The sequence below is a fragment of the Paenibacillus sp. GCM10027627 genome, from assembly GCF_042675505.1.
Lineage (GTDB): Bacteria > Bacillota > Bacilli > Paenibacillales > Paenibacillaceae > Pristimantibacillus.
Genome location: NZ_JBHTHB010000003.1, coordinates 574,099 through 596,431 on the forward strand (window position 1 = coordinate 574,099; position 22,333 = coordinate 596,431).

Annotated in this window: 24 protein-coding genes; 4 read left to right on the forward strand and 20 right to left on the reverse strand. The window is 43.6% G+C overall.

The features are described 5' to 3' along the window. Positions 1–7: 7 nt before the first annotated feature. Positions 8–904: an RraA family protein gene (locus ACFQZE_RS14335; RefSeq protein WP_379358061.1), complete on the reverse strand. Its 897-nt coding sequence runs from the start codon at positions 902–904 to the stop codon at positions 8–10. Between the two features lie 330 nt (positions 905–1,234). Between ACFQZE_RS14335 and ACFQZE_RS14340 the strand changes: the two genes are divergently transcribed. Continuing rightward, a complete protein-coding gene (locus ACFQZE_RS14340; protein ID WP_379358063.1) occupies positions 1,235–1,642 on the forward strand; it encodes a TerB family tellurite resistance protein in 408 nt (135 codons plus the stop codon). 88 nt (positions 1,643–1,730) lie between these two features. Here the strand turns inward: ACFQZE_RS14340 and ACFQZE_RS14345 are convergent, their stop codons facing one another. Beyond that, a complete protein-coding gene (locus ACFQZE_RS14345; RefSeq protein ID WP_379358065.1) occupies positions 1,731–2,246 on the reverse strand; it encodes a SecDF P1 head subdomain-containing protein in 516 nt (171 codons plus the stop codon). A gap of 164 nt (positions 2,247–2,410) precedes the next feature. Further along, positions 2,411–2,794 carry a nuclear transport factor 2 family protein gene (locus ACFQZE_RS14350; protein ID WP_379358067.1) on the reverse strand — a complete coding sequence of 128 codons (384 nt, stop codon included), beginning with the start codon at positions 2,792–2,794 and terminating at the stop codon, positions 2,411–2,413. A gap of 360 nt (positions 2,795–3,154) precedes the next feature. On the opposite strand from ACFQZE_RS14350, the gene ACFQZE_RS14355 reads away from it, so the two are divergent. Then, a complete protein-coding gene (locus ACFQZE_RS14355; protein WP_379358069.1) occupies positions 3,155–5,932 on the forward strand; it encodes a right-handed parallel beta-helix repeat-containing protein in 2,778 nt (925 codons plus the stop codon). Between the two features lie 208 nt (positions 5,933–6,140). Here ACFQZE_RS14355 and ACFQZE_RS14360 read toward each other — a convergent pair whose 3' ends face one another. From ACFQZE_RS14360 to ACFQZE_RS14390, 7 genes are all read right to left on the reverse strand, one after another. Beyond that, positions 6,141–6,794, reverse strand: coding sequence for a hypothetical protein (locus ACFQZE_RS14360; RefSeq protein ID WP_379358071.1), 654 nt, complete (start codon positions 6,792–6,794; stop codon positions 6,141–6,143). Beyond that, positions 6,778–7,287 (reverse strand): RNA polymerase sigma factor, encoded by a 510-nt coding sequence (locus ACFQZE_RS14365; protein WP_379358073.1) that lies wholly within the window; start codon positions 7,285–7,287, stop codon positions 6,778–6,780. The genes ACFQZE_RS14360 and ACFQZE_RS14365 overlap by 17 nt, the downstream gene beginning before the upstream one ends. Positions 7,288–7,466: 179 nt before the next feature. After that, positions 7,467–7,883, reverse strand: a complete 417-nt coding sequence (locus tag ACFQZE_RS14370; protein WP_379358075.1) for a GNAT family N-acetyltransferase — start codon at positions 7,881–7,883, stop codon at positions 7,467–7,469. Between the two features lie 81 nt (positions 7,884–7,964). Beyond that, positions 7,965–8,639 (reverse strand): NAD-dependent epimerase/dehydratase family protein, encoded by a 675-nt coding sequence (locus ACFQZE_RS14375; RefSeq protein WP_379358077.1) that lies wholly within the window; start codon positions 8,637–8,639, stop codon positions 7,965–7,967. Between the two features lie 182 nt (positions 8,640–8,821). Then, entirely contained in the window at positions 8,822–9,412 is a 591-nt protein-coding gene (locus ACFQZE_RS14380; RefSeq protein ID WP_379358080.1) for a flavin reductase family protein, read from the reverse strand. A 131-nt stretch (positions 9,413–9,543) separates the two neighbouring features. After that, on the reverse strand, positions 9,544–10,302 hold the full coding sequence (locus tag ACFQZE_RS14385; RefSeq protein WP_379358082.1) for a DUF6843 domain-containing protein: 759 nt from the start codon (positions 10,300–10,302) through the stop codon (positions 9,544–9,546). 213 nt (positions 10,303–10,515) lie between these two features. After that, the gene (locus ACFQZE_RS14390) at positions 10,516–11,331 is read right to left on the reverse strand and encodes an alpha/beta fold hydrolase (RefSeq protein WP_379358084.1); all 816 of its coding nucleotides are present in this window, start codon (positions 11,329–11,331) and stop codon (positions 10,516–10,518) included. 148 nt (positions 11,332–11,479) lie between these two features. Between ACFQZE_RS14390 and ACFQZE_RS14395 the strand changes: the two genes are divergently transcribed. Next, a complete protein-coding gene (locus tag ACFQZE_RS14395; protein WP_379358086.1) occupies positions 11,480–11,902 on the forward strand; it encodes an Lrp/AsnC family transcriptional regulator in 423 nt (140 codons plus the stop codon). A 75-nt stretch (positions 11,903–11,977) separates the two neighbouring features. On the opposite strand, the gene ACFQZE_RS14400 is transcribed toward ACFQZE_RS14395, so the two are convergent. Together ACFQZE_RS14400 and ACFQZE_RS14405 are read right to left on the reverse strand one after the other, a co-directional pair. Next, positions 11,978–12,253, reverse strand: coding sequence for a hypothetical protein (locus tag ACFQZE_RS14400; RefSeq protein WP_379358088.1), 276 nt, complete (start codon positions 12,251–12,253; stop codon positions 11,978–11,980). Positions 12,254–12,768: 515 nt separating this feature from the next. Next, complete coding sequence (locus tag ACFQZE_RS14405) at positions 12,769–14,871, reverse strand: TerD family protein (RefSeq protein ID WP_379358090.1); 2,103 nt, start codon at positions 14,869–14,871, stop codon at positions 12,769–12,771. Between the two features lie 357 nt (positions 14,872–15,228). On the opposite strand from ACFQZE_RS14405, the gene ACFQZE_RS14410 reads away from it, so the two are divergent. After that, positions 15,229–15,729 (forward strand): hypothetical protein, encoded by a 501-nt coding sequence (locus tag ACFQZE_RS14410; RefSeq protein WP_379358092.1) that lies wholly within the window; start codon positions 15,229–15,231, stop codon positions 15,727–15,729. 77 nt (positions 15,730–15,806) lie between these two features. Here the strand turns inward: ACFQZE_RS14410 and ACFQZE_RS14415 are convergent, their stop codons facing one another. From ACFQZE_RS14415 to ACFQZE_RS14450, 8 genes are all read right to left on the reverse strand, one after another. Further along, entirely contained in the window at positions 15,807–16,166 is a 360-nt protein-coding gene (locus ACFQZE_RS14415; protein WP_379358094.1) for a DUF1048 domain-containing protein, read from the reverse strand. Positions 16,167–16,175: 9 nt separating this feature from the next. Then, positions 16,176–16,523: a DUF1048 domain-containing protein gene (locus ACFQZE_RS14420; protein WP_379358096.1), complete on the reverse strand. Its 348-nt coding sequence runs from the start codon at positions 16,521–16,523 to the stop codon at positions 16,176–16,178. Next, positions 16,520–16,828: a PadR family transcriptional regulator gene (locus tag ACFQZE_RS14425; RefSeq protein WP_379358237.1), complete on the reverse strand. Its 309-nt coding sequence runs from the start codon at positions 16,826–16,828 to the stop codon at positions 16,520–16,522. The genes ACFQZE_RS14420 and ACFQZE_RS14425 overlap by 4 nt, the downstream gene beginning before the upstream one ends. A gap of 213 nt (positions 16,829–17,041) precedes the next feature. Then, positions 17,042–18,685 carry a response regulator gene (locus tag ACFQZE_RS14430; RefSeq protein ID WP_379358098.1) on the reverse strand — a complete coding sequence of 548 codons (1,644 nt, stop codon included), beginning with the start codon at positions 18,683–18,685 and terminating at the stop codon, positions 17,042–17,044. After that, positions 18,660–20,423: a sensor histidine kinase gene (locus ACFQZE_RS14435; RefSeq protein WP_379358100.1), complete on the reverse strand. Its 1,764-nt coding sequence runs from the start codon at positions 20,421–20,423 to the stop codon at positions 18,660–18,662. The genes ACFQZE_RS14430 and ACFQZE_RS14435 overlap by 26 nt, the downstream gene beginning before the upstream one ends. Before the next feature lie 39 nt (positions 20,424–20,462). Beyond that, positions 20,463–21,281, reverse strand: a complete 819-nt coding sequence (locus tag ACFQZE_RS14440) for a carbohydrate ABC transporter permease (RefSeq protein ID WP_379358102.1) — start codon at positions 21,279–21,281, stop codon at positions 20,463–20,465. Further along, a complete protein-coding gene (locus tag ACFQZE_RS14445; protein ID WP_379358104.1) occupies positions 21,278–22,159 on the reverse strand; it encodes a carbohydrate ABC transporter permease in 882 nt (293 codons plus the stop codon). Before ACFQZE_RS14445 ends, ACFQZE_RS14440 begins: the two co-directional genes overlap by 4 nt. After that, a complete protein-coding gene (locus ACFQZE_RS14450) occupies positions 22,129–22,332 on the reverse strand; it encodes a hypothetical protein (protein ID WP_379358106.1) in 204 nt (67 codons plus the stop codon). Before ACFQZE_RS14450 ends, ACFQZE_RS14445 begins: the two co-directional genes overlap by 31 nt. Position 22,333: the final 1 nt, after the last annotated feature.

A 22,333-nucleotide genomic window follows, 5' to 3' on the forward strand; every position in this document is an offset into this window, starting at 1 on the left:
CACCGCCTTACTTTTGTTCAAAAATCGAGCTAGCAGGGATGCTTGTCAAAATACCTTTTTCGTTTCCCCAATCCAAGTAGCGGTACTGTTCCGCGACTGGGGCGACTTCAAGCCAATTGTAAAAGTCAGACCAGATGGCCGAAGACCATTCGGCATCCAGCTCGGACGTCGTATATGTCCTTGAATTCAACCGTTCAAAACTGAAATGATCGCGGATTTGAATTTTTTCGGCATCGGATGCAATCTCCTCCGCAAGATGCGGGGGAATAAACACAACTCCGGCAGGAGTGCCGAGTACAACATCGCCGGGCAAGCAGATCGCTTGGCCGATGCGAGTCGGAACATTAAACCCTACCATCATCGTATCTTTCAAAAGCGTAGGGTCGCTGCCGCGGCAAAATACGTTGATTTCAGCGATCTCGCTCAACTGCTCGCTATCCCGTACTCCTCCCCAAATGACCGCTCCGCCTCGTTTGGTCCGTTCCGAGATAGATGTCCCTAGGTTGCCGCCAATGTAGGTTCCAAAACGAACCTTATCGAATAAATCGACAACCGCAACATCGTCATCTCTTAACGAATCAATCACCCATTGATTATAGTTTCCTCGAAATCCGTTCTCTTTCCCGACCGTACGCAAGGTGCTGTCCAAATCCGGACGCTGCGGCACCATAACAGCGGTGACCGCCCGGCCGACCATGCTTTTGTGGCGGTGAATGATCTGAAATTCGCCTTCGAATTGATTGGCATATCCCTTGTTCCATAGCGGTTCCCATACTTCCTCAAGCTTTAGTTTCCGAATGCGTTCAAGAACGCCATCCGAAACCCGAGGACGGCCGTCCTCGTATCTTTCCCCTTTCCATAGCGAGGTCATTTCGATCATGTCATTAAAGCAATTAAATAACATTAATACCCTCCCCATTGCTGTAGATAGAGTTCAATTAATACTAGTAAAAAAGAAAAAAAACCCAAATAAACAACTTGTCAGAATCTAAAGGTTAGATTGTTAACCTAATTAACCTTTTTCTTCTATTTTTATCATATCACAGCATTCGAGTTTCTTGATACGGCTAATTTTGTAAATTTTTGTCTAATTTTATTTCTGATTTTTACCTCTCTCTTTTTCAAAATCATGAGCAGTTGAATTTCCTCCCAGACTCTACTAAACTGAACGTATCTCCCGCAGCTTTCTAGCGAGGGCAACATATATAGGGTGTCAGAAGAGGAGTGAAGGGCATTGTTCTTGCATTTTATCGAGAAGCACGAGCATAAATTGGCTTTTCTGGAGCTGGCGAACCGAATCGCGACTTCCGACGGCTTTGTGAATCGCAATGAATGGAACTATATTCGAGGTTGGATGCTGGAGCTGGGCATCGAGGATTGGGAACCTGTCGCTGATACAAACCTCTCGACGGCTGATTTGCTAGGCAATCTGCAGGACCAGCAGCTCAAGCACATTTTTTTGGCGGAGATGCTGCTGCTCATTTATGCCGACGGCAACTATAACGACGCAGAAAAGCAAATAGCGGGCGAGATGCGGCAGCTATTCGGCTGTGATGACGAAACGTTCAACAAGTTCAAATTATGGGTCGAAGAGATGAACAAACTGAAAGTTGAAGGCATGAAGCTCATTTTGAACACATAAGAAAAACGCTCCAGCTGTCGGATGATGGCGAACCGTACAACATTCGGTCGCCGCTCATCCAGCCGGAGCGTTTTTCTTTTTTGACATTTTATTTATTGTTCGCGATCTCCGTCAGCTTAAGAGGCAAGGTTCCGAGATTGATTGCGTCCTCTAGTTTTTTTGCCTCCTCTAACGAAAAGCCGAGTGATATAACAAAAGAATCGCCTATAATCGGAGCATTGACCCTCGGTCGCGATAACTCCGTATCATTCAAATAAATGGCTAATTCCTGCCCTATTGACGCTGAAGTAACCTCTTCCAGCTTATTGTCATCCAGCATAGGAACGACAATACCGGCTTGTTGTAGTTCATTTATTACAACGTAGGCACTGTTTGGCTTAAGGTCCTTGCTTTCCATCTTAATGGAGCCGTCCGGCGCCCGGAAAGTCAAGTTCGGACGGTTATTCAGTAGATTTCTCACTTCCACCTCATTCGTTCCATCTGGCAGAATGATTGTAATCGTATTTTTTCTATCGTTGATCCTAACATCGTAGTCGTTTATCCCCATATCCTTGATCTGATGATTCAAGAAAGAGGCCATGTCCATAAGTAGCTCCTTGGTCACAACCTGCCCACTCTCAACGATCTCTACTTTATAGACACCTTCCATTTCCCTTCCGTACCCGCACAAGCTGTGCATATAACAATGATGAATATAAGGATCAACAACCGAGCAATACTTGTTCTTCTCATCATACTAAAGTCCCCATCTGAGGTGGAATGGCCTTGCTAGCTATAATCATCTATTCGAGCTATTTTTCCTTGGTCGAATTCAAACACTGACTTCCCGGCTATTTGAAGACGATCGCCTGCTTTAAGCTGCTCCGATAAATCGGCGGCGAGTACAGCTTCATATTGAATCTTCACCTCTACCTGATCGCCTGTTTCCGTATATTCCGTAATCGTTTGGCGACGGCTCGAAAATAGTTGCGCTGATCGTTGCGCCAATTGTTTAAACTCATCTATTCCATTCGTCTCGGCGTTTTTCTCGCCGCCTGAGTAATTTCTGAATCGAATATCCCTTTGCAGAAGCTGAACGATACCGTCTACATCAAACGCATTGTAAGCCCCGATATATTTTTCAACGATTTCCTTACGTTTATTAACGCTCATTTGCTTCCGCCTCCTCTTGAAATATCTTCTATATTTTATATTATCAGAAACAACAAAGGAATGGAGAAAAACCAAGAGCACTTTTGTATGTCCCCCGCATCCCACAGCGCGGCTTAACCATACTTATTTTTCAAAATCTCCAGATGCTGAACGCCAAACCCGGTAATCGAGGTTGTATATTTAATGTAAATTAAAGGTAAATATATGTTGAATATGGGAACATACGTGCTATTATATGAATACGTTAGATACATTAATCACAAGGAGGCTCGTCAACGGACTTCTGTAAAGCGGGAGTATAAGCTATACGTTTGGGCTATATGTTAGAGAACAACTACCGGAGAGGGATGGTGTGTGTAAATGTCGATAGCAAATGGATATGTCATTGAATTATCACGTTGGGGAATAAGCAATGATGGAAGCAATCCCTTAAATACGACCCGCGGTATTAATAACGCTTTGATATGGGCCAATGCAAACGGATATACAAATGTTAAACTGCCAGCAGGAACGTATACCGTTGCAAAAGGGCTTGCTCCAAAAGATTATAGCTCGGATGCATCCATACAACTGCAAAGCAATATGGTGTTGGACTTGTACGGATGTGTGATACAAAAAGAAACAAATGGCTGGGACTATTACGCTTGTATCATTATCAATGACAAGGATAATGTCACTTTGCTTGGCGGAACAATTGTAGGGGATCGGGAAACTCACGATTTCGACACCCTGCCCAACACTATTTTTGAGGGCTGTGTCGGGGTCAGCGTGGAAAATGGATCAAGCAATGTTAAGCTGGAAAATATGGAAATTACATCGTTCCCGGGATATTCAACCTCTTTAACGGGCAGATATTCACAATTAGCAAGAACAATATCGGCAGATTGGGAAGCAGGTTCATTTCATGACACTACTGGGTCGCCGGTCGCCAATTCAAATTTAATGAGATTAAAAAAATTTATAACGCTCCATTCGTTAACGATACCGCCTCCAAATAATACAGTTAGTACGTTAACGAATGGCGGTCATTTTGTTATATGGGGCAATGGCTATGGATCATTTGGGTTTAGATATGACGGAAAACCTGTTAATTTAAGCAAAGCCGTATTTCACCTTTATTGCTACGACGACAACGACGTATTTAAAGGAAAAATTCAAAAAAGAAGTGTAGACGCCATACATTTGAGCGCATTGCCCGCAGGCACAACTAAATTCAAGTTAGCCGTTCGTTACGATATCACTCAAATCATACCGAGTACACTTGATTTTACAATCAATGGATTCACTGTCTCTAAAGCTATTGAATTAAGGAATTGTAAAATCCATGATTCTTATTCCCTGGCCGTAGCGATTACTGGCGCACAACAAATTGTTATTGAAAACTGCGAAATGTATAACATAGGAAATGCTTTGACCAAAATCGGCAAGCGGTTATACCCGTTCCCCATGGCCATTGATATTGAAGATGGAGCTAATATAAATCAAACCATTACCATTAGAAACAATGTGTTTAGAGATAATGAAAGCTTGCATATTAGCGCAGTGCATACTAGAAATTTAATATTAGAAAACAATCTCTTTGATTCCACTTCCAGCGGACTCAGCAGCGGCGTTGTTTTTCAAGGCACAAGGGGATCTAACTTATTGTCGCAGAACAATTATTACCATTGTGTGGTTGGAACAGGCGAAGGGAATGTCTTATTCAGAGGCGACACCTTCGTAAATTCCACGATCCAACTTCAATATGAGGCGACTTACGAAAATTGTTTGTTTGAAGACATGGGGTTTCTGTTGCAAACATATACCCATGACAATTTCTCGGCAGGATCGACCTATCAAGTGACGAATGCTGTTTTCCCAACCGTGAAGAATGGATACTACTATGTGTGTATAGCAAAAGGAAGCGGTGCAACGGCCGTTCAGCCGATCTGGCATACAGATGGTACGGATACAATAGATAGTGCAGGCAACGTCTGGAGAGCCCATGCATACACCCCCGTTTATGATGTCCTTACATTTAAAAACTGCCGATTTAACTACAATAAAATTGAGCAAGCTACTCCTTGGATTACACGCAGAGGAGCCGTGGAGTTTGATAGCTGCAAGTTTGATCTGAATAATACAAGCGGTTATTTTTCAGATGGCTCTACCACATTTGACTATGCCGGAAAAAATTCATTATCATTTACAAACTGCGAATTTGACAGCCCTAGTTATATTGGAACCATTAAAGGAGACAAAGTGTCTTTTGTCGGCACCACATTTACTGGCAGATCGGACTCCATCAGCTCTTCTCCTACTTATTTCTTTGCCAACCAATTGAAGATATCGAATTGTGTATTTCATAACCTGGCAATCAAATGCAGAGGAAATGCCAACTCGTTGTCCAAATCTATCTTTTTTATTGAAAACCGGCTGTATTTGAATCGAACAGTAAGAGTATTTGGGGAAAATAACGAAGGGGTTTGGATCTCCAATTTCGAAAACGCCTTTATTGAAAACAATAAATCATTTATGCCGAATTCTGCTGTCGTTTCAAGGGCGTTAACCGTCTATGCTGAAAAGTATTTAAAACTGGTTAACAATTTTTTCGAATCGGCCAATTCCGAGAACAAGCTAGAACTGTTTGGAGCTTTTAGGAACGCTGAATATACGCTGCCTATCCCGAAGCTGAACGCTTTTATAGATAAAAACCAAATGACTAAATATGCATTTCTCCTGCATCCCACGTATTCTTCGCAATTAATAAAATCGATTGGCGACGGTTTAACGGATTTAGAGGCCATTGCCGTTGTAGGTTCTACCGATCGGTTTTCTACCCTCCCACAAACCGGCACTTATGCCCTTGGTCAAATTCTGTATCATGCCGCGCCGACTTCAGGCGGATATATCGGGTGGATCTGCACCAAAGCCGGAGCTGCCAATGGCACAGCATGGACAACCGGCGCAAGCTATGGGATTCACGCTTTTATCCACGCTGGCGGGAATGTTTACAAATGCACAGCAACAGGCGGGAGCAGCAGTTCAAATCAGCCACTGGGAACATCCTCCTCTGCGGTCGCTTATGCGGACGGCTATTCGTGGATATACGTTGCTCCTTTAGTCATCTTTAAAGAGTTTGGCTTTATAGCTTCTTAATTTCATTTTTTTCGTTGAACAATTAACTTAAACCTTTTAACGCACAAATACCTATAGTCCCGGCACTCTTTGAAGTGTTTTGGACTATAGGTATTTTTAGGAGCAGTAGGCTCGCCCTCCGGTATAGTTACTCTTCCCTATATCACTTCTAGTTCTATTATCGTAAGTCTAATTTATTGAGCTAGACATTTTATTGAGCGTAACTCTCTTAATGATCAGTTGCTTTTCCTTTATACCACCCGTTCCCTTCAGTTTTAATCTCGATTTTACTGCTGCCAATCTTCTTCTTGTCTTTATAGGCAGTGATCTCAAGTTCTGCCTCTTCTGCCGCATGCCCATGTTCTCCCGCAACAATAGGCGACCAGTAGATTATATCGCCGGGCTTTACTATAGCTTCTTTCCCTTGATTGATTACCTTTGAATCCGCCGGGTTCCAAAATAACAATTGCCCATCCGATGCTCGCAAGCTGATCTGGTCTGTATCCGTAGAAACAACTTTTATAGGAAAGCCTGGAACGCTGCTCATCAAGGGAGAGTATTGGCCAAGCGGAAAATCCACCTCCGGTTTAACCATAAAAGGAGTTCCATCTGTCGCATACGCAGTTATTACAAATCCATTAAACAACGTAGAATGGCTGTCTCCCGTATGATTCCCATCGTTTAGGAAAAGCGATCCTCCAAAAACAAGGAGGAACACAATTACACAAGCAGCGGAAATCATAGCGGTCTTATTGCGGAATGACTGAGCTTTTGTTTGAGCGGTACTGGAATTTATGTTCGATTTGCTAATTATAGATTGCTTGAGCTCATCGCTCGCCTTTATTTCGTTCATCTCTTTTGCATACTTAGCTATTATCGTCATTGATCACGCCTCCCGCCATCTTTGATTTCAAAAGCTCTTTTGCCCGTTTCAGCTGTGTCCGGATTGTCCCTTCTTTGCGATTCAAAAGCTCAGCCATTTCCGCCGTTTTGTAGCCCTCATAATAGTAAAGATGGATAACCACACGATATTTTTGTGGAAGGCTAAGAACAAACGGCATGATCTCCATATGGCTATTGTTGCTTTGATCGATAGGCAACGGCACCTCCTCTACGGGGGAAAACCACTTCCTCCATGGACTTCTGTGGACATCCCTGCATGTATTAATTGTCACTCGAATGATCCATGCTTTTTCGTGCTCTTTGTCTTTAAAGGAGCGTTGGTTTTTTAACAGCTTTATATAAACCTCTTGGCACACATCCTGAGCATCCGCTAAGTTTCCGAGATGAGCCAGTGCCAATCGCAAAACCATATCGGCATACTTGTTCAACAAAATGACTACGTATTCTTCTTTTTCCATAAGGCTGCTTTCCAATAGCTCCCCTCCTCTTACCCTTAACACTGTGAAACTAGGGAAATTGTTTCATTTGAAAAATAATGGTTGCCCACAATATGAAAAAGACTGCCCTAAGCAGCCTCAATTGTTGTTTCAATTATTTCTGGCCATATTCCTAATGATAGGCTCAATGGGCTCTTTCGTTGAACTTAACCCTCTTAAGCAATACACAGCTTCTTAATCAAAATAATTTCCATCGGCTGCGTATCCAATACTAAACATCCCGAATCCTTATACCCTAGTTTCCTATAAAAATGCTGAGCTTCTTCATCAGCTTGAGTAGAGGTCATCACCATCTCGTAACCCTTTTCTTTCATTTGCGCTTCCCAAAATAGTACAGCTTCCCTTCCCGCTCCCTTGGCTCGGTGCGATTCATCGACCCAGATCAAATTCAGAAAGGGAATGTTGTCCCAGAAATAGCCGTACCTCATCCATCCGCTTTCTTCTCCCTCGTCGTTCCGAAAGATATAGATTTCATTGCCCTTAATTTTAGGAAGGATTAAGCTTTCATGGAGATGGCGGTCACGCTCTAATATGTATTTGTAGTCTGTCTCGGTTGCAAATTCGATTTTCAAAATAGTTCCTCCACCATCATAAGAATCTGATGTTATTTTAGCCGATCTTACTAAAGCGCTGTTCATCAAAATCGATTTAAACTATAGTTTACCTGCGCTCTGCCCCAGCAACTTAATCTGCTGGCTTTCAACGACTGGGTGAGAATATCCGTCCCTGACTACTTTTATCATCGCAGCTCCCAATTGGTCGGAGGTTACAGTGCTGCTGAGCTTCATTAGCAGTGGATAAAAAGGTCTCATCACCTGATACATGACTCGATACAACCTCGTTTTTGATCTCACTCCATTTGTCGGGATAATGAGCCCTGGCCTGAACATATAAGCCGCCTTAAAAGGCAGCCGCAACAGTGCGTTTTCCGTCCTCCCCTTTACTCTAGCCCACATGATCCGTCCTTGCTCTGTGCTGTCCGTCCCGCTGCCGGATACATATATAAATGTCATTTGCGGGTTTAGCTTAACGAGCGTTTTGGCGGCGGCTAACGTTAAATCGTACGTCACTTTTTCATATTCCGCTTCGTTCATCCCCTGAGACGAAACGCCAAGGCAGAAGAAACAAGCATCAAATCCCGTGATTTCGCTTTCGATCGACGATAATTCCAATACATCGGCAAGCTCGATCTCTTGCAGCTTGTGATGCTTATGGTATGTACGTTTTCGGCCAATGGTCATCACTTGCTGAACTTCGCTGCTCCCTAAACTTTTACGCAATACACTTTGACCTACCATACCCGTAGCTCCAAAAATGATAATGTTCAACCGATATCACTCCAATCGAAGATAATCGACTTTTCCGGCTTAGGAAAATCGGCTGCTCTTCTTTTATTCCCTTAATTATATAATACTTCAGGTTTTCGGCAAAAAAAGCTGTCCAGTTGTTCAACGGCTAAATTCGAGCGGCCGAGCCCTTTGCTAAACAACTTTGCATCAATATGTCTTAATCATGCTCGAAACGTCTTGCCCAGCTCTTTTCCAAGGCCAAAATAATGCCTGAAATTATAGATGAGCGGACTCCATTCCGCTGTATTGATATGCTCTTCATTTAATATAATTTTCTGATGCGCATGTACTTTCAAAGCCTCTACTTCAACAATGGCAAAATGCGGACTGTGCTCCGGAACTCGGATATGTTTGACTGCCCCTTCTATTTGAAGCGGACATTCCAATATTCTCGAAGGCCTAACTTGTTCGGAGGCTTGCTCCGTTAAGCGGGCTGCATCGAATTTATCTTTTTCAAAACGAAAGGAATTGTTTAATTTATAATCCGGTACTGGATTTTTACCTGTTAACGGGGCTAAAGCTTCCACCTTCGTCCAAAGATCGGGACTAGGCACGTTTACAACACATTCAGCATGACGGTTTACATTTTCGTAAGCTTTACCTTCTAAGCCAATGCCTAATACTAAACAGTTCCCCAAAGCCCAAGATGAAGATAAGGGACTTATGTTTGTTGATCCGTCTTCATTTAATGTCGTCAACAAGATGACTGGCGTTCCGTAATACAATATTTTCGGCTTAATCTCTTGATGCATGTTAACTCCTCCAAATAGAAACGTATGTTCTGTTTTGGATTATACATGAAATTTGTGGAGTTGTCCTTCTTCATTTTCTGCGTGCTTGATACACGAATAAAAAAAGAGACTGCCGTAGCAGCCTCATTTCGTTAGCTTTCAACAATAATGACTTCTTTTAATGTACCATCTTCCTCTTGGAATATTTGATGGTTGTTTTCTAAATCTAACTCTTCAACCCTATTTCCATCCAAATCGACATAATAATATTGATCGTCTGCCCATCCATCATCGGGTTCCTGATTGGCAATTTTCAAAACACCCGAGTTAGGAATTTCAAAGACATACTCATTATTTTGTTCTTCAATTAAAGGATATGAATCCTTTCCATAATAAATTTCAATCTTTCCAACAAACCCATTGGGGATTAGATAAATAATTCGAGGCCGAGTTTCCTCCTCAGGTATCATCACTGCACTATAATAATCAATCTCTTTAAATGTTTGAATGGAGTTATACTGAAACTCTTCTAGGTAGAACCTGTTGCAACTATTACAGCTCCACAAGTCTCTGGGCGGCTTAGGATAATCGCTAGCAAAATAGAAATCGCTGGTATGTTGTTCCACTTCAAAATCAGTATATGCTAAATAGTGCTGAAAATCCTGTTCTCCACATAAGCAACTCTTAAATACGTTTATCTCAACGTCCTCAATCATAAACATTTTATCCAATTTATTATTTTTAAAAGAATATACTCTGCTGCATGTTGGACACTTCCAAATATCATAATGATTAAAGATGTAACCCTGTTCTTGCGGTAATGTCTCACCCTTATACACACTGATTTCAATATCATTTGGGGCTAAACCGTTCCAAAGTCTCTCACCACAGATACACCCAAAATGAGCCATATGTACATCTCCTTAAAGATTAAAAGTTTATTATTATAATAGAATTTCATAATCCTTGTCCTTATGTTACCATTTCTCGATTATCCTGCCCATTATTTTCAATAAAGTGTTTTATTTGATATGCGAAAAAATGATTTGCTCAATCAGACTTGTATTCAAGTTATTGTCTAGCAAAAAAACCTGCCATTTCGACAGGTTGTAAGCATACCCTTTTTAATTCACTTTCAGAAACTCAAGAACGGCACTTAAAAATTCGACCTCATACTCCACATTCGTCAAATGAACTGCGGGCAATACGAGCAGCCTCGCATCAGGTACGGTTCTGGCAATTAACTCGCTATGTTCAGGCAGAGTGACCGTATCATACTGCCCTGCGATAACCAACGTTGGACTGTTGATTAGTGCGGCTGTTCGGCGCATATCCATGTCGCGGATTGCCGCCCAGCTTCCCGCAATTCCTTGCGGACGGGTGGCAAGCACCATTTTACGAAACGAAGCAACGATTGAAGACTCCAGCATATGCGGGGGAAACCAATTTCTTATGAACATATCGGCGAATTCAGGAAGCTTCCCCGGCATCAGCACGGAGTTCATCAAGCCTTCCCACTGCTCGGCTGGTCCCAAGTAAGAAGCGGTATTGCTAAGAATGAGCCGATCAACACGCTCTGGAACATATATGCCTAGCCACTGTGCAACGATGCCGCCAAGAGAAAGCCCAAGGAAATGGACACGTTCGATTTGCAGCGCGTCGAGCAGTTCCACAACATCCCGGCCCAATCTGTCGAACGAATACGGACCGCCCGGTGTATCCGAATTGCCGTGTCCCCGATAGTCGTAGCGAAGTATTCGAAAATGCTTGGACAGCTCAGAAATTTGACCATTCCACATGTCCATTGTCGTCGCAATGGAGTTCGCCAGCATAAGTACCGGGTTGCCAGCTCCTCCTTCTAGCCGATAAGCAATCCGAACTCCATCTCCAGTTGTAAAATAGCGCAGCCCTGCCGTTGTCTTCGTTTCAGACCCTGTCATAGTCATCCTTCTCCCTTTTTGGTTTATAGTGACATTTTATTTGATCTGCTCTATCCTTTAAATAAGAAGATTAAGGAGTTTGGGGCTTAAAACCTCATTTTTATTGTTATTTTGGAATCAAACTTTATAAATTTGAGGTGATTCGCTCATGGACCAAATCGATTCACAAATATTGTCCATTCTTCATAGCAACGCCAGAACTACGGTATCCGAAATGAGCCGTATCATTGCTATGTCTCAACCGGCTGTAACCGAAAGGCTTAGAAAGCTTGAGGAACGGGAGATCATAACGGGTTATCGGGCCAACATTTCTCCATCCAAGCTGGGCAAGTATACAACAGCGTTTGTGCTGTTCAAATCAAATAATTGCAAAGAATTCGAAGCGTTCAGCGAAACGGCCCCTGAAATTATTGACTTATACAGGACCAGCGGGGAATTCAATTATTTGTTGAAGGTGGTAACCGAAACTAGCGAAACGCTCGAAACTTTTCTTGAAGCTTGCCACGCATTCGGATTTTCAACGACCCTTGTTGTCCTTTCCACTCGATTCGAGAATAAAAGTCTGGTGTAGCAACGGATATAAAAAACAAACCATCACTCCAAACAGGATGATGGTTTGTTTTTTCCGATATGATGACGCTTTGCCTTATCTCCTGCCAATTTCCCAACCTAAAATAAAAATCGTGTAGTATTCCCATAAAAAACATAAAATTGCTGGCAGTGTTACAAATAGTATTGCTTTCAGTTGGCTCTTCCGGCTCTTTCCGTCAAATGGGCAAAAAGCATTTGCTATTCCGGCTACAATACATGCTATAACCACGATTATCGAAAGCTTACATAGATTCTCATAACCCACTATTAACGCCACTACAAATGTGATTATAGAGATTCCAGCAATCCAAACCACCCAGCCTGCCATCATTTCTTTGAATTCTATTGGTTGCTTGGTTTTCTTTGTGTTTGTTCTTTTATGTTTATAGCCTCGTCTAATTGATCTTTGAATTTCCGCCACCCCTAATGTGTTAATATGCCTCTATGATGCCTACTCTTTAACCCACTCACCTGAGAGAATGAACAAATCCTCCAACGCTGCTTTTGAACAATTAGACTCTGAATCGGTTAACGTTGCAGGGGAATACATTATTCCCCAGTGTCCAACCTCATTAAATATTTCTTTAATCTCGTCATCTACTCATACCATTTATAAGCTTCCGGTTGAAATAGACCATCCTTAGCCCGTTTTACTATTTGAACTTTATATTTTCCATTGGATGATTTTATTTCTTTAACAACAATATTTATAATAGGTTTTCCCTCACTTTCATGCAAGAAGTCAAATCCCATCATCAAAACAGCGGAGCATTCTGGACTAATAAAATCACCCTGAACCTCCGCTGCGTTTCCTCTATTATTTTGAAATTGTTAATACCCTTCTCGCTACGCCAAAAACTCGGCCATCACTCTCTCAATGTCAAATGGAGTCACTCCCCGATCAACTGCGAATGCCGACTCCGCCTGTTCCAGGTTCTCAACAAGCTCGCCCCTCGCCTTCGCATGCAAGCGGAATAGCTCATATAAATCTGGCTTTCGTAGTTCGGTCATCGCTTGACCCATCAGAGAAATACCTCGCTTGTTCCCTTCGACGTTATTGTGGTAATTAGGATGTTTAGTCAGAGCAAGATCGGTCCATATAACCTTCCGTTCTACCAAATCCAGAATAACGGGAATCGCAATTTGCGTATTTGCCGTCAAATCGATTTTATCGACTACGGTAGAGGGTTCAAAGGCTTCACCGGAGCCCGGTTTTTTCCGCATCATCCATCCCGCAAAACATTCCGGCAAATCACAATACGGCTGATCTGTAAAGGATTGAAGAGAGGCTACTACGTATCGCATTCCATATTCCACTATTGAAGGGATATGCAAATCGATAAACTCGCAAGCGCCATGGGGCGCTGACACAATATCCCCGCTATGGACGGCTAGGTATTTCGAAGAGCGCAGGTTCATGTATGAGATATGCTCGATATTTTGCCAATTGCTATCGTATAGAACGGCAGATAGATCAATATCAACCCGCCCCGTCGGCTGGCCATTCACAGTTCCCTCTCTCCACCAGTTAAAAAACCGAATGGTATCCCCTTCCGGCATCGGAACCCGGCTCCCCCGAACGATTGTGCGCAGAGACTTGCTCGCCGAACGCTGGGAAAATGGAACGAGATACGTTTTTAAGCGCGGATCAACGAACGTTTTCCCGAGCGGAGACAACAAAGCGAAGCGTCGAAGCAGCTCCTGCTCGCATACGTCCACGATAGCCTCGCATATCGCTCTTGGGATTGCGGGCAGTGCGTTAGGAATCGAGTATGCCTTCGCCACATTGCCTTTTGGGAAAAAAGTGCGCTGCTCACAAGGCTCCTGACGATAAGTGAAATGCGATTTTACCTGCAACAATACAGGCGTGGATACATGGCCCACAACTTCACCGAATCCAAGCACGACGTACTCGGCCTGATCCGTCGAACGCGTCAGTTGATCCAGTCGTCGGGCGAATTCGCCCGGCCGTTGCGTTAACAAATCAATTAGCGTCCAAACCTGATTTGATTGAAATGCGAGCTCTACACTGCTGTTGTATGTAAAAAAAGGCTTGTTGTTGCGTAAAATGTCGAAAGCTTCCTGAGAATTCGGGAATCGGAGCTTATATTCGGATGGGTGAAGGATTTCTCCCAAGCGAATCCAGCGCTGCTTGTATCGCAGCATGTCCTCCGTCATCGGATAGCTTTGTTCTAGCAGGGAAAGCAGCAGCTTCCTCTCGGGACGTGTAAACTTACGAAATTTGGTCGTCTCGGCAAGGCTCGTATCGCCGTCAGACCAAGCAGCGGCCAGACGCAGAACGTCGGTTGCTGTTTTAATATACCGTCCGATTGTTTTAGTATCCGCTTTGCAATGCTTTAATAGCGATCCCACCACAAATGCCGCATTTTCCTTAAACGGAATTTCGACAGGCAGAATCTCCGTTAATTCCTCGATTTCAGCGTATTTAATCGCCGTATCGATATCTTCTTTGTCGGTCTCAGAAATAGACCCTTTTGCTTCAATTAGCTGCAAGATCAAAACATGAAATTCCGCTTTCGATCCCAGATCGATGACCTTGAGTGGAAGTCCCTCATCTTCTAGAGACGTTCTATTTTCTATTTCGTAATTAGGGAGGTCCAAAGTGTAGTAGTGATAGAGGGCGTTTAAATAAAGGATCGCATCTGATTCCTGCATTACTTGTTCAGGAAACCCTGGATACATGGGATAGTACTGGACATGGTCGCCAATCATGACTTTCAGATCGGCAATTGTCGCGTTGTAAAACGCTTCGAATTGCTCTTTGGAGAGGTGGCTAACCTCTTGCATCAAGCGAGGGGATAAGCGATAGCCTAGAGCCTCGATATTTTTTATTGCGGTAGCCATCCATGCTTTTGAAACAGGTTCGGAGCTTGGCTTCTGGTCCACAATCATCTTGCTCTGTCGGCGCATATAAATCGTATTTATCATCGTCAATTCTCCCAAATAAAAAAATCTTCAGGAAAGCTGCGACCCTAATTCACCCAATTTGTCATAGAAGGAAGGATCGCAATAGCCTGAAGACCAGAACTCGCGGCCGTTAGCCCCGAGCGCTGATAGACTCATCATGCCATGTTTGGAGGGGAGCGAACAGGGCGGAAGTATTACGAAGGTGCAATGGTTTCCAATATAAAAATGAATAGACTCTTTTTTAATGGCCGCTCTATCTATTATTCTAAATAATAATCTAAGGAGGAATGATCCAATTAATTGGAAAATGTATTGTAAATAGAATAGATGTTACTTACAATATATAGTGAAATATAAAAATATAGGGGAGTGTCACTATTGAAAGCAAAAATGAACAAACTCGTTTTATCTCTCATGCTATCTCTTACTATGATTTTGGCGTTTAGCGGGTCAGCTTATGCTGCGGAAGCAAGAAGCATCACTATTTCTATCGGTACAGGCGGTCAATATCCAGCCGATACCCTCTTTTACGAGGATAGCACTCATAGCGGTTTGCTCAATCGGGTAAACGTCGTTAACAACCCTTATTACGTGGATAAAGGCTATTACATAACAGAAACTCAAAGCTTTGCTTATCAAATGGTTACCTATGGAGCTCCTGGACCAAACCAATATTATATTAATAGCGGAGGATTCAGTGGAAACATTCCTCTTCAGAGCATTACAGTTACCCCCATTTATGGTCCGAAGGGACAAGTCATTACTCATCAATATACGCTTTACTATCAAGGCCCCTTAACCAGAAACGTTTGGGTTCCCAACCTTGTTCAACACGATAACTTCACAGCCCAATACACTGGCGTTGTTCTGCCGAAGTAACTAAAAAAAGCAACGTTGTGTTTTTTAAACACAACGTTGCTTTTTTCAATGCCTTTTTCATCCGGCATCCCCTGTTACTATGTTTTATTCTTAACCTTTTTTATAACCTTTTCCATAGCCTTTTTCACTTCTTGGTCAACGGATTGTTGATAGACGTCAGCGTACGTTTTTGAATCTTTGATTAGTTCGTCGCAGAAAGCAGCTACGTCACTGCCCGTTACTTCGAGCACGCCTTTCCCCAAAGCCGCTCCTTCTTCAAAAAAATCGACAATTCCGGAGAGCAGACCCTTCTCATCGGTGAGTTCAACAGGGCCAACCTTAAAAAGATATTTTTGAATTTCTTTATAAACGATTTGATAATCTTGCGGGAGTAATTTGACACGCGCCACATGCGCTCGCCACTCTTTTTTGCCTTGAATGATATCTTGTATGCTCATTTTATCCCCCTATTTGCCTAATTTTTTAGCGATAGTATTGTTGAGCTGCTCGCGCCATTTGTCGCGCAAAGACTTTGCCCCTTCTTCTCCAGCCAGCGCTGAACAGAAGCCTTTAATATCGTCACCCAAAACCTCTTGGATACTCTGGCCGTCCGCCGCCGATTGTTCAAGCAGACCAAGCACACCGTCAAAAATGGGCATAAGGTTGCGGCCGGTGAAATCCGCGCGCTGCCAAAGATCGATGTTCATTTCTTCCCATGCCAATTGATATTCAGCCGGAAGCTCTTTGGCTCGCGAATCAAAAGCTTTCATTTCTCTAGTCATATCGTTACCAGTAATTTTATCCCAAAAACTCATGAGTTCTCCTCCTTTAGCTCGTTAATCTTTGATGAAACGAATTCCCATTTCTCCCAGAACTTCCGTAGTTCCTCGCGCCCTGCGTCGTTGAGCACAAAAAATTTGCGCGGCGGTCCCATGTCGGACGGCTTTTTGGTGACATCGACCAACTTGTTTTTTTCTAGCCGAATCAGAATGGTGTACACCGTTCCTTCCACCACATCTGTGAAGCCGAGAGCGTTCAGCCGCCGCGTAATTTCATAACCGTAAATTTCATTGCGGCTTATAATTTCAAGGACGCAGCCCTCAAGCGACCCTTTTAACATTTCCGTTAGGTTTTCCACTACAATCACTCCTTGTAATTCTGCACAGCCGGTATACTGTAATACTTACTACAGCTATAAAGTAACACGTAGTAGTAAAATTGTCAATGGCATTTGCTCTAACACTCATTTCACATTTCCCTCTAGCCTGCCGTTAACGCAAAGAAGCTGCCAATGAGCACTGGCAGCTTCCTTCTGTTCGTTTATGTGATTGATTTAAGTATAAGCATCCCGATACTCCTGTGGAGTTAAGCCAGTATGCTTTTTGAACACATTAATGAAGGAGTGAGCTCGCTGATAACCAATTTGCGCTGCGATTTCATACACTTTGTCTGAGGAGGATAAGAGCATATGCGCCGCTTTTTCGATTCGGATTCGATATACATAATCGCTTAAATTTTCGCCGGTTTCCAGCTTATAAATTTTTGAGATATACACCGGATGCATAAATACATGCTCGGAGATCGCCGTTAAAGACACATCGCCCGATAAATGCTGTTCTATAAATTGATTCACTTCAGCAATGAGCTTCGCTCTAGAATCCCGCACCTCTACCTCATTACAACAGCGCAAACAACTCAGTACATCGAAAGACCATTCATAAAGCTGTTGATAGGATCGGTGTGGAGTGCCTTGAACGAGCTTATTGTAGCTCTTGCCGATTAATTCGGATAAAGGGCGCCCATTTTTATGCGAAAAATAGGAAGCGGCTGATGCAATCGCAACAAACACTTCCAGCAAATGTTCCTGCAGCTCCACTCGTTTGCCTTTAAGCTCCCTCATAATGAGCTCTAAACGGTCATGTGCTGCCGTCCACTGTCCTGCTTCCAACAATTGTGCGAGCGTAGGCATCTCATAAAGGGAAGGAATAGATCGCATCTCCATACATTCCGCCTGTTCCTCCGCAAAGGTCACAATTAAGTCCTGTTCGGTGCCAATCCGTTTTCTTAGTGTCGTAAGGGTGCTGTTGTAAAGCTCGGATAAATCATCTGGAAAAACCCCTTTACGGCTTATTAGAATGGAAGCAGAACCTTTTAAGTGGGTATGAATCACGGTTTGCAGCTGTGTAGCGACAAGCTCCATCACATGTAAAGAATCATTTTCATCCATAGGAGTCAGCACGTTATCTTCCTTTTTGTTTCGAAGCTTTACTAGGAAGACGAGATAATCATGCGAATCTTTCCCGTGCCATAACTCAAATTGGGGAGCAAACAGCTCCTCGGCAATGTTTCCAACCGCATACTCTACAAGTGCAAGATTTCGGGAATCATAGCCGTAAAAGGGTTCTTCGAGCCGCACCAGCATGGACCAAAACGCTTCCCCATGAAAGTCAGGCAGCTGTAGCATACTCAATTTATCCTGCAGCTCGGAATCATTAAGCCTTCTTCCCTGCAGCAGCTCATTGAGCAGGTTGGCACGAAGCTGGGGTAAGTTCTCACGCAAGGTACGTGACACTTTGCCGCTGGAGAGCACTTGCTCCCACTCGGCCTTAAGTTTCTGCAAAGCCGCAGAGACAGTAGCGAGCAATTCTTCGTCGGTAACCGGTTTTAACAAATAACTCGAAGCGCCTTGATGGATCGCTTCCTTGGCGTACTCGAACTCAGCATATCCCGACAGCAAAATGCACTGGATCTTTTTCCATTTTATTTTGATCAGAGCGGACAGCTCAAGACCCGTCATACCAGGCATGTGAATATCGGTAATGACCACATCAATGGGATGCTCATGCAGCTTTTCGATAGCTTCATCAGCGGAATAGGCTTTGTGTACGGTAACCACTCCGACCTGCTCCCAAGGTACAAGTTCTGCTAATCGTTCTACGACATGCGACTCATCATCCACGATTAAGAGCTGTGACATCCCCTTCGCCCCTTTTCCATGTCAATGTGACTTTTAGTCCGCCGAGCTTGCTTGAAGCAAGCGTAATCCCGCCACCCTCTCCGTCCCCATACATATAATGAAGGCGTTTATGCACATTCCATACTCCGCAACTGGCTTCGGTGTCCATCGGTCTTGTCAATTGTTTTTCCAATTCATGCAGATCGGCAGGTTCCATACCGGGGCCGTTATCTTCTATCGTAATCGTATAGTAGTCGTCACGCTGGTCCCCTGTAATGAGAATAATGCCTTCGCCCGGTTTTTTTTCTACACCATGTACTATTGCGTTCTCCACTATCGGCTGTATTAAAAGGCGGGGAACCTGAACATCCAACATATATTCTGGAATATTAATTTCGTAATAGAGCCTCTGCATCCGTAAATTATGGATCGTTAAGTAATTTTCAATGAGTTTGATTTCTTCGCGAAAAGCGGTCGTTTGCAATTCCATACGAGTAGAATATCGATAGTATTCGGCTAAATTTTGAGCCATAGCGACAACAGCGGGAGTGTCTCCAAGCTTGGCCGTATTGATGACAAAAAACAAACTGTTGTACAAAAAATGCGGATTAATTTGCGCTTGAAGCTGCTTCACGGTTGCTTCGTGCAGCCTTAGCTTTTCTGCGTATACGCGCTCAATCAGATCCTGAATCTGCTCCGCCATTTCATTGAATCGATCGAAGAGGAAATCAAATTCGTTATGCGGCTGAAAACGGAGCCTTGCCGATAAATCGCCTTTTTTCAGGCGCTGAACACCTTGTACGAGTTTACGAATCGGCCGCTGAACGTTGCGATATAAGAAATAAGCGACTAGGAAACTCATAACGAGAAGCAATACGATTGTTGTATAGAAGAGTATATTCGTTTGTTTAATTGGGGCTAATATATCCTGTACAGGAACGTAGTTAATTAAATACCAGTCTAGTTGGGCGGATTTTACATAAAAGACGGCATGCTGTTTGCCTTCCAGCTTCGTAAATAAGCTGCCCGAATCCCCCAAATGCTTAGCATTTAAGAAAGGAATCAGTTCCTCGATTCTAGCGTTATTTTTTGTGCTGCTTCCAATAGACGGCTTGCCAAAGCGGTAAAAGAAAGGGTCTCCCTTTCCTCCTGACTTCACCTGATCCAGCATGGCGGTTATATTGCTGTCGGAAAAGCTGACTTGGATCATCGTGCGGATTTGGGAGATGGATGTAGCTCCATAGGGCTCGACGATTTGCCGAACAAAGCGCGCTCCCGGCTGCCTAGCTTCTTCACGTTTGCTAGAGTCATAGGTCCAGCCCAGCAGAGGGGCAAAGGTTCTAATGTCCTCTTCGTTATAGCTCATCAGCAAATTGGAGGATACGGCTTGTTTTTCCTTCGGCATATAGACCGTAAGATCATTCGTCCAAGCGCTGGAAACGCTTTGCAAGCTTAATTTTTCGGTAATTCGAGTCTGCTCCGTAATTCGGTCGAACGGTTTGTCGGAACGATTTTCCAAAAAATCGCGCAAGTAAGGATCCGAACCTAAAATACCCGGAAACATAGCAAGCTGCTCTACGGTTGTATCAAATTGTTGCAGAAAAAAGGACAGCTGGCTGAGGTTTGACGACTGAATTTCGTCTTGAACGACGTCCACGCTGACCCTATTGGTGTAAATATAAAGAATAAGCACGGGAGTGACCAACACTACAATTAACACAATGATTTTACTAAAGATCGTCGGTCTGCCAGTCGTCATCGTTACCGCCTCTTATCCCAGTGGTCTATGAGGATTAGCTTATCCCTTCACTGCGCCTGACGCAAGACCGCTTACAATATATCGTTGAGCGAGCAAGGCAATAATAAGAACGGGCAATGTAATGATACAAGCCGCCGCCATCAAAGCTCCCCAATTGATTTCCGAATAAGATAAAAAATTAAATACGGCTATCGGCAGCGTTTTTGTTTTGTCTCCGGCCAGGATGACCGAAAACATAAAGTTGTTCCAAGAGAAAATGAACGATAATAGCGATGAAGTAATGATTCCTGGAACCGATATGGGCAGTACAACCCGTGTGAACACACCTGAACGAGTACATCCGTCGATGAGGCCCGCTTCCTCAATTTCTTGCGGCAGTCCTTCAAAAAAGGAAATCATGACCCAAATAATAAAAGGCAAACCTACAAGCATATGGCTCAAAATAAGTGCCGTGTACGTGTCCACAAGCCCCACTTTTGAAAAGATGATGAACCAAGGAATCAAGAATGAAATCCCCGGTACAATTCGGGCAACCAATATAATTAAACCAAGGCTGTGCAGTCGATAACGAGCGATGGCATAAGCGGCTGGCAGCCCTAAAATAAGCGAGCCAATCGTTGAGCCTGCCGCGACAACAAAACTATTGTTTACGAATTTCAAAAAATCATATTCCTTAAATACATTGATATAGTTGTTAAAAGTAGGCTTGAACACAAAAAACTGCTCCGTGGACATAATTTGCGCTTGCGTCTTAAACGATGCGAGCAGCATCCAGATGAACGGGAAGGAGAAGGCTAGCAGCACGACCAACGTAGTGAGCGAAAAAATAATCGCATACATTCTTTTTTGTTGTTTCATGACGATGCCTCCATCCGCTTGCGGATCCAGATCATAAGAAGGGTAGCGCCCATGACTAAAGCGAAGAACAGAACGAGCAGCGATGAAGCCGTCCCTAATTTAAAATATTGGAAGCCCAGCGTGTAGCCATAAATATTGAGCGTCTCGGATACATTGTTTGGCCCGCCTTGTGTCGTCGCGTAAATAATATCGAATGTTTTGAGCACGTCGATAAGCCGCAGCATTACTGCTACGATAATGGTCTGCTTCAGCATAGGCAAGGTGATGTGAATAAGCTTTTGCCACTTCGATGCTCCATCGACATCCGCCGCTTCGTAAGGTTCCGAAGGCAGTGTAGATAAGCCGGCCATAACGATTAATGAAATCATCGGCGTCCATTGCCAAACGTCAATCAAAATCAAAGAAGGCAATGCCTGCGTAGGGGAGGCAATCCACAGCTGCGGATCCAATCCTATTCCCTTTAGAAAGGTGTTGGCAGCGCCGATCGTTGGTTCATAAATAAGCAGCCATACGAGTCCCATCGCGACGGGCGTTGCTACCATTGGAAGTAGAAAGATCGTTTTGGCTACATTTTTACCGCGGAAGTTTCTGAAAAGCAGCAAGGCGATGGCGACGCCCAAAAAGGTTTCGATAATGATGGCGCCAAGCGTGAATGTAAATGTGCTTTGGACCGATTTCCAAAATCGTTCCTCGGTCAGCAACGTGATATAGTTGGCTAATCCGACCCATTTCGGCGGCGATGCTGCCGACATACTCCATTCAAAGAAGCTGATCCTTACGGTGTATAGGATGGGAAACACCATCATAAGCAGCACGAACAAAACCGCAGGGAGGGTATAAATCCATTTCAAATTGCGATCGAACCAGTTGGTCGCCACTTCCGATCAAATCCTTTCTCATGGGTGTAGGTATACTTCTCCAAAAAGAAAGAGGCTGCCCCAGAAGCTTGTATGGCTGCAAACCAAACTGCGCAAGACATATGCTTCCGATCGCTGTTGTATCCAGGTACAAAGGCGAACGCTAGCGCTTCTCCAGCATATGTCCTGCTCAAT